Source organism: Nostoc sp. FACHB-110, from assembly GCF_014697425.1.
In the GTDB taxonomy this organism is placed as follows: Bacteria; Cyanobacteriota; Cyanobacteriia; order Cyanobacteriales; family Nostocaceae; genus Nostoc_B.
In genome coordinates this window covers 55795-66945 of sequence record NZ_JACJRU010000043.1, presented here as the reverse complement: position 1 = coordinate 66945, position 11151 = coordinate 55795, and the positions used below count along the sequence as shown (strand labels likewise).

At 40.3% G+C, this 11151-nt stretch carries 10 protein-coding genes; 4 read left to right on the top strand and 6 right to left on the bottom strand.

Annotation, left to right across the window (positions count from 1 at the left end; translation table 11 throughout):
* The first annotated feature begins 95 nt into the window (after window positions 1–95).
* Window positions 96–344 carry a hypothetical protein gene (locus H6G69_RS27580; RefSeq protein ID WP_242072202.1) on the top strand — a complete coding sequence of 83 codons (249 nt, stop codon included), beginning with the start codon at window positions 96–98 and terminating at the stop codon, window positions 342–344.
* Between the two features lie 192 nt (window positions 345–536).
* On the opposite strand, the gene H6G69_RS27575 is transcribed toward H6G69_RS27580, so the two are convergent.
* The 3 genes from H6G69_RS27575 to H6G69_RS27565 form a co-directional block, all read right to left on the bottom strand.
* Window positions 537–1175: a pentapeptide repeat-containing protein gene (locus tag H6G69_RS27575; RefSeq protein ID WP_190692304.1), complete on the bottom strand. Its 639-nt coding sequence runs from the start codon at window positions 1173–1175 to the stop codon at window positions 537–539.
* Window positions 1172–2572, bottom strand: a complete 1401-nt coding sequence (locus H6G69_RS27570) for a DICT sensory domain-containing protein (protein WP_190692303.1) — start codon at window positions 2570–2572, stop codon at window positions 1172–1174. Before H6G69_RS27570 ends, H6G69_RS27575 begins: the two co-directional genes overlap by 4 nt.
* Window positions 2573–2650: 78 nt before the next feature.
* Entirely contained in the window at window positions 2651–4225 is a 1575-nt protein-coding gene (locus H6G69_RS27565; protein ID WP_199336302.1) for a photosystem II high light acclimation radical SAM protein, read from the bottom strand.
* A 563-nt stretch (window positions 4226–4788) separates the two neighbouring features.
* Between H6G69_RS27565 and H6G69_RS27560 the strand changes: the two genes are divergently transcribed.
* Complete coding sequence (locus tag H6G69_RS27560; protein WP_190692302.1) at window positions 4789–5166, top strand: DUF1830 domain-containing protein; 378 nt, start codon at window positions 4789–4791, stop codon at window positions 5164–5166.
* A 346-nt stretch (window positions 5167–5512) separates the two neighbouring features.
* On the top strand, window positions 5513–6271 hold the full coding sequence (locus H6G69_RS27555) for a DNA polymerase beta superfamily protein (protein WP_190692301.1): 759 nt from the start codon (window positions 5513–5515) through the stop codon (window positions 6269–6271).
* Between the two features lie 58 nt (window positions 6272–6329).
* On the opposite strand, the gene H6G69_RS27550 is transcribed toward H6G69_RS27555, so the two are convergent.
* The 3 genes from H6G69_RS27550 to H6G69_RS27540 all read right to left on the bottom strand — a co-directional run bounded on the left by H6G69_RS27550 (window position 6330) and on the right by H6G69_RS27540 (window position 10234).
* Window positions 6330–7400 carry a sensor histidine kinase gene (locus H6G69_RS27550; protein ID WP_190692300.1) on the bottom strand — a complete coding sequence of 357 codons (1071 nt, stop codon included), beginning with the start codon at window positions 7398–7400 and terminating at the stop codon, window positions 6330–6332.
* A gap of 5 nt (window positions 7401–7405) precedes the next feature.
* Window positions 7406–8563: an FIST signal transduction protein gene (locus H6G69_RS27545; protein WP_190692299.1), complete on the bottom strand. Its 1158-nt coding sequence runs from the start codon at window positions 8561–8563 to the stop codon at window positions 7406–7408.
* Between the two features lie 495 nt (window positions 8564–9058).
* A complete protein-coding gene (locus tag H6G69_RS27540) occupies window positions 9059–10234 on the bottom strand; it encodes a M20 family metallopeptidase (RefSeq protein WP_190692298.1) in 1176 nt (391 codons plus the stop codon).
* A 149-nt stretch (window positions 10235–10383) separates the two neighbouring features.
* On the opposite strand from H6G69_RS27540, the gene H6G69_RS27535 reads away from it, so the two are divergent.
* Complete coding sequence (locus tag H6G69_RS27535; RefSeq protein WP_199336301.1) at window positions 10384–11130, top strand: hypothetical protein; 747 nt, start codon at window positions 10384–10386, stop codon at window positions 11128–11130.
* The last annotated feature ends 21 nt before the right edge of the window (window positions 11131–11151 follow it).

The following is an 11151-nucleotide window of genomic DNA, read 5'->3' as shown; positions in this document are numbered from 1 at the left end:
TGCGATCGCAGTTTGCTGATACTGGTTTCTCATTGTTCCTTGTTTGATAGTTTTATTTCTCCGTATTATCTCGTAGTCTTTTTCAGAAATCAAATATGATTCCTATAGAAGCAATGTTTGGTTTAAGTGAGTTGAAACAAACGCGAGTTTATCAGGAAGCTAGAGAAGAAGGCAAACTAGAAGGCAAACTAGAAGGTAAACTAGAAGGCAAACTAGAAGGTAAACTAGAAGCTGTACCTAAGTTTTTGGCATTAGGCTTGACTGTGGAACAAATAGCACAGGCGTTAGATTTAGATATTACACAAGTCCAACAAGTAGCGCAGCAAATATCCCCCAATCAATAGCTCAAGGTATGAGTAAAAAGTCTCTTTTCTTGCTGATGTTGTGATAAAAGTACGTCAAATCTTTGGGAAATTATATTGGATGATATGGCGATCGCTCTTTATGATTTGAATGGGAATAAAAAATGACGCAATCCAGTAGCTAGAAACAACAGTTTGCGCCTTGGCGTGAGAGGGAAATTCTTCTGTCAATCCTTACAAACCATGTTCAGCAATTGTCCCTACCAAACAAGCTTTATCCAACTTAATTCCGCTTAAATTTGCCCCCTCTAACTCTGCACATAACAAGTTAGCACCTGTAAGATTTGCCCCCGCCAAATTTGCCCCCCGCAAATCAGCTTCTTCCAGATTTGCCTCACTTAAAAGCGTTCCTTGCAAGTCAGCGCGGCTTAAGTCAGCACCTTTGAGATTTGCGCCACTCAAGTTAGCACCACGCAAGTCAGCACCGCGCAAATCAACGCCTTGTAAGTTGACGTTCATTAAATTCGCGCCACTTAAAAAAGCACCTGCTAACGAGACATCACTCAAGGTTGCGCCCATCAAGTTCGCACCGCGTAAATTACTACCACGCAAGTCAGCACTGGTTAAGTCGGCTTGCATCAAGTTTGCGCCCATCAAGTTCGCCCGCAAGTCAGTTTCTTGCAGGTTCGCCCCCATTAAATTGGCTCCTTCTAAATGTCCGCCTTCCAGCTTGGAACCACTAAAATTAGTCCCAACAAGTGTTGCGCCTGCAAAATTAATCCGGCTTAAATCGAGTTTAGCGAGTTCCTCGTCTTCTAAGTTTACCCCTGGCAGTTGTTTGAGGGTTCCTGATTTAATAGCTTCGATGTTCATTGGGGGTAACTACCAATCTCCTCACTACTTTTGCTGTGGCTATCCCAGCGAGAATCTAGTAACCACATACCGTTGCTGGCTTTGGTTGTCATCACAGGTAAGTCTAGCCCTTGTTGCAAACCCATGACTAACAAAGTTAGGGCATCTATTAGTTTAGGGTCAAAGCGGGTTGATTGTTGCTGTCGGCATTTTTCTAAAGCTTGAACAAATATTTCTTCCCGACTTTGATTAGCTGATTTAATTTGATTAACTTGCCATTGAAATTCGGCGACTAATGCTAAAATTCTTGATTCTAAGGGAATTTCATCGCCAGCTAAACCGGCTGGTTCGCCTGTACCATCCCACCACTCGGTTTGGTGAGTAATAATTTGGGCAACCGCCCGTAAGCGGGGCATAGTTCGCAATACCTGTGCGCCTGGTACTAGGGGACAGGTTAAAGGACAACTGGGGGCTTCTTCTTCTGGGTAACGAGTGGATGTTCCAGGAGCCAAAACGCTTTCAGCTTTCTGTAGCGGATCTATGCGGTGTAATAAGCCTGCCAAGCGCAATCTTTTGATTTGCCAAGCTGGTAGTTCTAATAATTGTCCCATCGCTTCGGAAAGGGCGACAACTTCCGATGCTGCCATTGGGTTGTTGATATCTGCCAAATCTATCAACTGCGCCATCCGCAAAAATGCTTGAATTTCGTTAGATAACAAATTGCTATCTAAGGCTTTTTGTCGCAATGCTGTGGGAATTGATAAGTTATCTTGCCCAGTTTGCAGGTAATCAACTACGCGAGAGACTACTGTACTTAAGTCTTCGGGTGTGGCGAGACGAGATTGAATGGCTTCTTTGTGGGTAGTAAGTGTTGCGGCCAGTTCTGGGTTGTATTGTTGAATATGAGCGATCGCTAATTCTGCTGTTTCCTTCACTAATTCCGGTTCAAAAGTCCACAACCCGTAGAATTTTCGTTCTAAATCAGAACCTGGTAGCCCACCTGCACCATAATCAGCTTCAGACAACTCTTGACAAAGTACCATTGCTGTGTATTCAGGCGACAGAATAATTAAATGCCATTCCTGCGCCACCGCATCAGTTGAATCTAATGCTACTAAGTGTACATTGGGTAATTTGCTAGTAGGATGTTCCGCAAAGCCAGCATCGGGGGATGCCATAATTACTATTTCCCGACTGCATTTAGCTATGTCTGCATATCTTTCGGCTTCTTGCAAATACCATTTACCACGTTGGAAAGCGGTAATTACCAAGGGTTGACCCTGATCAGCTAAAATGTGGTCTTCGAGAGCATGACACAAAGCAACTAAAGTGTTTTTATAATACACCCCAAAGCGAATTGGTCTAGTGCTATGGCGATGGGCAGTTTCCAGCTGTTGTAAAATCGAACCTTCTAACATAGGCGGTGGGGAGTAGGGAGTGGGGAATAGGGAATAGGGAAAGTTGTTTTATACCCCATCCCTTGATTAACGTGTCTTCTATGATATGCCTGCTAATTGTTTTTCTTTCGGCTCAATTGGTGCGGAAAGTGCTGTTTCTAATTCCGCACAACCCAGCCTTGCTTCTAAAATCTTCATTACTTCCCTGCCGAAGTCATTGGGATTTTGTCGCCAAGCTTGTAAGCAGACTTCACCAAAGAAAGAACCGAGGGGTTCTGGGTTCCACAGCAGTTTTTTCGCTGTCCACGGCATCAAGCTCATAGGATTGTACCCTGGTTTGAGGATGCCTTCTTTAAAGGCGTATTCTTCTAAATGGGTGTGGGGTTGCAGTCCAATAAAGAAAATTGCGGGTTCGACTTTATCTGCACCAAAGATGCGTTCTAGTTCGCGGTGGTAGGCGATAGTTTGGCGAATCGTTTCAGGACGTTCATCAATCACATTAAAGGAATAATTGACAGAAACTAAATCGTTAAACCCGGCTGCTTTTAAATCACGACAGTTTTGTAAGACAGTCCGCAGGTTATAACCCATCCGCATTTTGCGTACCAGTTCTTGAGAACCACTGGTAATGCCGATTTCAAAATAGTTCATCCCGGTTTTAGCCATCAAGTCGCATAATTCCGGTGTTAAATTATCGGCTCTGATGTATGCTGCCCAATGAATATCCGTCATCCCAGAATCAACGATCGCCTGTAATAATTCAATGGCATCATTGATATATCGCCGCGCTGGGATAAATTGAGCATCAGTCAACCAAAAGTTCCGCACACCGCGATTATATAGTTGTCGGATTTCTGCTACAACTTCTTCGGCAGGATTGATACGTACTTGTTTACCTTCTACCACGGTATAAACACAATAGCAGCAGTTATGCGGACAACCGCGCTTGGTTTGCACACCAATATAAAAGTCTTGGTCTTGCAGGTAATAGTTAAACTCTGGCCAGACGCTTTCAATGTAGTCGTAATTACAAGCAGTTTTTTGTAATGGGGTGGGTTGTTCGTGAATTAGGCGCTGGCGTGGTTGACCTTCCCCAACTACATAACAACGTTCATCACGAAATTCTTGACCATTCAAAAATTTCTCCAGTAAAGTTTCCCCTTCGCCCACAGAAATAATTGTGCCGGCAGGTAAGCTTTTACCCAACTGTTCATAAAATACGCTGACCGCGCCGCCGCCTACAACTGCACGCGCATCAGTATGGTATTTTTGGGCGCGTTTTAAACCGCGTTTGATTAATCCCAAGTTACGCCACAACTCCACATAGTAGGCAATGAAGATGCGTAAACCACCCAAAGCCCCACGTAATTTAATCAGGGGATTTTTCGCGTAATAAAATTCAAAAGCGTTTTGCAACGGGTTGCCACCGCGTCCACCCACGGGGGCATAAATTTGAATATCCCGCCAAGAAAATACTAACAGTGTTGGTTTAAACTCATCGATACAGCGATCTAACGCCGCAGCATAGTCTAGAGGGGGAACTGTCCCCAAATCGAAAATGCGCTGTTCGATGTTTGGGAATAGCTTGTGGACATGATCACAAAGATAAACCACCCCAATGGGAAAAATGGGGTTACAAGGAAGGCGAACGTAGAGAATGCGATTTTCGATCATCGGAGTTTTAACCTTTATCTTGCCATTTTCTAAGCAAAGCGTAGAGATACTGGGAATTATCAAATTTGGTTTTGCTTAGTTTTATTTATGACAATCTAGTTTGACGTTTAAGCAACTTTGTGCTTACACTACTTTCCAGTCTGAAAAGACAGAAACAGCTAGCTCAGTCGGGCTTCAAACCAGAGAGATTGTTTTATGAATAAATTGTTCATATATCTTTACCATAACATTGAGTTCATTCATTAAGCGACGATCCCTGACTATCTCTTTGAGAGGACAAAATATATACAAGCTCAAAAAAGATGTCATATCCTTTATGGCTAGTTAATTGATATCTCTGGCAAAATTGTTACCAAAGAAAACAATTAAAAATTTTCCTTAATAGTGTATAATTTTTTAAAAATGGATTTTTTTTATAAAATTTTCATAACTTGAACATATCTTTAGATAGAAATAACGTAGAAATTTTCAGTTGGTAGTCGGAGTTACAGCAACTGGGGATCAGCAGTGTTAGTCTGGGCTTGTGTAATATACAATGTGTGGCGTAAAGCTCCTCGGCAGTTATGGCTCAAATACTAGATTCTCTACCACCTGAGCAATCGGGGAAAATTCTCTGCTGCTACGTTAATGCCACGAGCAAAATCCAGGTGGCTCGCATCTCTAACGTTTCTAATTGGTACTTTGAAAGGGTTGTGTTTCCTGGGCAGCGCCTCGTGTTTGAAGCCCCAATAGAAGCTCATATGGAGATTCATACGGGGATGATGGCAAGTGCAATTTTATCGGATACCATTCCGTGCGATCGCCTTGCACTTCAAGAATCAAGCAGTAGTGGTTTTAATACCGAATCATCTACCCTCGACCCTATCAGTAAAAAACCCATAGTTCAGTCAATTAATACCAAAAGTGGAGATACAACAAAACCTTTAACAATTGCTGGTTAATCATGGCTTGATTAAAATAAAAAAATTGATCAAAAAAAATTTAAGGTTGCTGATGTCAGCAACCTTTTCTATTGTGACGGTGGGTTGTCATCAGTCAAAAACAGCGTGTAGGGAAGACTGTACTGGTAGGGGAAACATACGCCCCCACCAATACTATCGCCTTGACTCATACAGGGCTTGTGACGAAGGTGATTGTTGGGGCTATATATCCCCCATACCCCACCTTTCAAGGGCAGGTTTTTTGAAGTAAGCAGATGTTAAGATAAACCATCGTGACAAAAAGCACGTCATGAGCAAAGATTTGGGATAGAACAGTTGGATTGCGATCGCATTTCTCCTCACAACTATGAATCTACCCAGTTCTCTACATACAATTATTCAACAACAGCCTTACCCGTTTTTATTCGCCACCATTAGTGGTTCTCATTTATATGGTTTTCCTTCCCCCGATTCCGATTATGATTTGCGCGGTGTGCATATTTTACCAGCCATAGAAGTTGTAGGTTTAGATGAGGGCAATGAAACTATTGAAATTTCCCAAGTATTTGATTCTTTAGAAATTGATTTAGTTACTCACGATGTTAAAAAATTTTTCTTACTGCTACTTAAAAAGAATGGTTACGTATTAGAGCAGCTTTATTCACCATTAATCTTAAAAACTAGCCCAGAACATCAAGAGTTAAAATCTATTGCCCAAGATTGTATTACTCGGCATCATAGTCACCATTATTTTGGCTTTGCTGCTACCCAATGGAAACTTTTTGCCCAAGAAAAACCACCTAGAGTTAAACCACTACTTTATGTTTATCGTGTGCTACTTACGGGAATTTATTTAATGCAAACAGGAATATTAGAAGCAAATTTAATTACTCTGAATGAAGTGTTTAATTTACCCTACATCTCAGATTTAATCGATCAAAAATTAGCAGGAGCCGAAAAATCTACTTTATCAAACGTAAATTTGGTTTTTCATCAACAAGAATATGAAAGATTACGCACTGAGTTACAAGCAGCTTATGAAGCCAGCACATTACCAGAAGCACCCACAGCCAAAGCTGCATTAAATGACTTACTCTTACGTTTAAGAATGAAGACTTTTGTATAGCAATCTTGCATCATTCATCAGAAATTTATCACTAATTACCAGGGCTGAATACAATATTTCATTCCTCGAATACTCTTTGCCGAGGTATCATAATCACAAATTCTGTACCTACACCAGGTATAGAGTTACATTCAAGTTGCCCTTGATGGCTTTCGACAATAATTTGATAGCTAATCGAAAGTCCTAAACCTTTGCCTTTGCCAACTGGTTTAGTCGTAAAAAATGGATTGAATATTTGTTGTGTTATTTCTGGCTTCATACCAGTACCGTTGTCAATAATGCGAATTATAATTTCATCATCAAGTAACTCGGTACTAATTTTAATAGTAGGAATAAAGTTAGAATTATCCGCCTCTTTTGCGATAATTTCTAACTTTTGCTCTATAGCATCAATAGCATTTATAATAATATTGATTAATACCTGATTCAGTTTACCCGCATAACACTCCACGAAAGGTATATTGCTATATTCTTTGATCACTTGAATTGCTGGTAAAGGAGGACACGACTCTAGCCGATTTCTGAGTAACATTAAAGTGCTATCAATACCTTCGTGGATATCAACTTTTTTAATTTCTGCTTCGTCTAAGTGAGCAAATATCCGCAAAGACCTAACAATTTCACTAATGCGCTGTGTACCATATTCCATAGAATCCAAAAGTTCAATAAAGTCTTTTTTGACAAAATCTAAATCTATTGCCTTAATTTTTGCAGCTATAGATGGTTCTGGATTCGGATATAAATTTTGATAGCACTGGAGGATATCTAAAATATCGTGGGCATATCGAGCCGCATAGCTAATATTGCCGTAAATAAAATTAACTGGATTATTGATTTCATGAGCAATTCCAGCTACTAAAATGCCTAAAGCAGACATTTTTTCTGATTCTACTAACTTGCTTTGCATAGCTTGTAGCTTTTTTAAGGCTTGTTCTAAATCTTGGCTTTGCCCTTGTAAGATTTTTTGTGATTCTCGTAACTCATGAATTACTTGCAGAAATATAGCTTCTTTTCTTTCGTTATTTTCTTCTAATGCTACCCGTAAAATTTCCGAACGCTCCAATTTTTTTGTGAGGATGCGGTTGACTTTTTCTAATTCTTTAATTTTTTGCTCATAGTCTGATTGCATAACTTTTATTGTACTCCTATTAAAAGAGTGACAAATGTTTCATGATGCAATCTAGTTTCTCCCCCAGAATTCAACGGCGATATTTCTCCATGAGTATAAAAACCACAACCGGGAATATTCATTTTTAGACATTCTTGAGCAATTTGATATTCTTCTATAGTGCGTGTACCTAGCAATTGTCTACGGGCTGCACAAGAAAAAAATAAAGCTGCATCTGGTTTTGTACCTGGATAATTTTTTAAAGCATTGGTAATAGCAGTTTTCGCTGCACCTAAAATTTCATTGCGCCCAGCTTGTGCTATTTGCACAAAAGCATTTTTGGGGATTTCTCCTAAAAAAGTAATACTGCCATTTTCTTCATCATAAGTGCTAGGAGCGCGCATATAAAATTCTTCTGATAATGATTCAAATACGGCTAAAGGATATTCCCCAGAAGGGGGTAAACCACCTAAATAATGATGATAAAAATTTAATGCAGGTTTACCATCAATTTCATAGAGAACATTTCGCTCAACTTTGGTGACTTGGCTTTTTTCTCCTAAAGGATGCCAACCACTTGCTACACCTTGAGAAAATAAAAATTCTCCTGAAAAAATGAGAATAGGAACAGCATCAGTAAGAACTTCAGTTTGAAAGAATTGATAGGTTTTTTGAAATTTCCATTGGTCAGATGTCAAGCCACCAAAAATAGGAATATTTTTCCCTAATGCTAGTTTGAGTCCTTCTACAATTGATACTCCATCAACAGTTAGACTTTCAGGCACAGTTAAACATAATTGAGAGGAAGCTTGATTTCTAATTTTTGATTTTGCTTGTTCAACAGCTTTTTGTGTTGCTAAAATCGTGTTTTTTGATAAGTCTTGACCTAACCCAGCATAAATTTCTATTTCACTAGAAGAAAATAGCATCAATGTAATTGAGTCTTGCTGAAATTGTAACACTGAAGAAATTTCCGCATCGGTAGTTCCACCAATTAATTCGATACCGGGAAACGCTCGGATAATTTCTTGCAAGATTAGAGCATAATCAAAATCAATTGCCGCAAATAAAATACCTGCTTGAGGGATTTTTCCTTCTAAGCTGTTTTGACATTGCTCGATGACTTCAGTAATTGCTGATAAAGAATCTGGGTCGTTGCTATGCCCAACCACTACATTGAACATAATTCATATTTTTTAACTATAGGGTTATTATTCCCAAGAATTCAACTCGCTGATTACAAGTATCAATAATTTTTTCAAAATGAAGAAATGATAAAATCTTGCGGAAAGCAATATTTAGGTATTGAAGCTATAAAATAGATGCAAGCCTGATGTAGCGGGAATAATCTGGAAATAAGCTAGCTATAAAACCTAATAATTCAGTCCCCAAGAGCCAGAAGTCAGAATAAATAAGTATCGATAGAATTAGCAAATTATTTCATCAAATATTACTGCTCATTCTTTAAACCTTCTGAGTTCTGAATTCTGACTCCTGGATACTTGCTATAAAAAACTATTTTATATTTGGCATTTTCTAGAAATCATCTTTGATTGATGACAAAAATCAGTAATTAATTCTGTCTGGTTCTTAATCGGTATTAGCTCAATATGTTGCAAATAAATAAGCCGACCCACTCTAGGCATCGGCAAGAAATCATAATATTGAGAGGCTGGTGGTTAAAGCCAATATTTGTAGCCTGCATAAGCCATTGTGACGACACCCGTGATAATTGCTGATTCATCAACTTCAAATTCGGGATGGTGTAGGGGATGATTGATCATTCTATCTTTGTAACCAACGCCCAAGCGAAACATAGAACCGGGTGCGTATTCTTGATAAACGGAAAAATCTTCAGCACCAAGGGATGGCTCAGGTAAGACTTGGACGCGATCGCTACTCCAAGCTTCTTCGGCTGATAATTGTAATAGTTGCGTTAAAGAATAATCGTTTTGAACGCTGGGTACACCTTGGCGATAATTGACTTGATACTTTGCTCCATAAGCATTACAGACATTACCCACAATATTGTCAATCCAAATAGGCAGATGGGCGCGGGTTTCTGGATGCAGCGATCGCACTGTTCCCAACAACTGCACTTTATCAGCAATCACATTCGCTGCTCTGCCGCCGCTAATTTTGCCTATACTTAACACCACAGGACGTAAGGGATTTTGAGTGCGGCTGATTGCTTGTTGTAAAGCAGTCACTACTTGGGCAGCAATCCAAATTGCGTCAATTGCTTCGTGGGGGCGCGCTCCATGTCCCGATTCGCCAATAATCGTAATCTCTAAATCATCAGCCGCAGCTGTTAATGCTCCGTAGCGCACTCCAATTGAACCTGCGGGGATGGAAGGAAAAACATGGACTCCTAAAATGGCTGAGACGTTTTCCATTGCGCCATCTTTGACCATCCAATACGCTCCTTGGGCAATTTCTTCGGCTGGCTGAAAAAGAAATCTTACTTTCCCACCCAACTCATCAGCTATCTGGGATAACACCATTGCTGTGCCTAACCCAACTGTAGTATGCACATCATGACCACAAGCGTGCATCACTCCATCAGTATGGGAAGCATATTCCAAACCTGTGCGTTCTTGGATGGGTAAAGCATCCATATCAGTGCGAATCGCTAATAAGCGATGATCCTTACCTGTACCTTGCAGTTCACCAATTACACCTGTTTTGCCAACTCCTTCTTGTACGTGAATACCACTGGAGGACAAAACACCAGCAACAAAAGCAGCAGTTTGGTACTCTTGACCACTCAGTTCTGGGTGAGAGTGTATGTGACGGCGAATCTCCACTAAACGGGGTGCTAGTTTTATGGCTAAGTCTTTAATATGGGTTAGCATCAATCAATTTCAGTTTGCGGGCTTTGTTCCCATGATAAAGAAGGGTGCAAAAATAAAAGGCTCTTAAATATCAAGTTTGGCTAATATCTGTAGCCGTTAGGAATTATGTATCTTCTAACATAATATTTTACGTAGTTAAGCAAAAGTAAATGATGACAGACGCTTTAGGATGGCGCAAAAAATTTGGCGTGCTAGCCCCTAGTACAAACACAATTGTCGAACCTGATTTTCATACAATGGCTGTACCTGGCGTGACTTCTCATATGTCGCGGATTCATGTTCGAGATCAGGATTTAAGTAGCGATGAAAAGATGGTGCGTCTTTTAGAACAACTCAACAACGAAATTCTCTTTGCTGTTGACCGGGTAATGACCGCAGGTGTCAATTATTTGGTGATGGGAATGAGTGCTGAAACTTTTTGGGATGGACTTGAAGGTAACAAAGCATTTGTCAAATGGCTGGAAGATTATTCGGGGCTGAAGCTAGCTTCTGGGGCTATGGCCTGTCAAGCCGCACTAGAAGCATTTAAGCTCAACAAAATTGCGGTGATTACGCCTTATCAAGCTATAGCCGATCAGATGGTCACTCGTTTTTTTCATGATATTGGGGTAGAAGTTGTTCGGCTACAAGGATTACGTTGTCCCACGGCAATTTCCATTGCAGAGGTATCTGAAAGTACCTTGCGCCAACATCTGCAAAAAATTGATGGTGATGATATAGAAGCGATTGTCCAAGTCGGGACTAATTTAAGTATGCTGCGGCTGGCTGACGAAGCCGAAAGATGGCTAGGCAAACCAGTAATTGCGATTAATGCTGCAACTTGGTGGTATGCCTTAAGACAAAACGACATTAAAGATCGCGTGTACGGGTGTGGGAGACTCTTGAGAGAATTTTAATTGATGCGATCGCCTACGGTA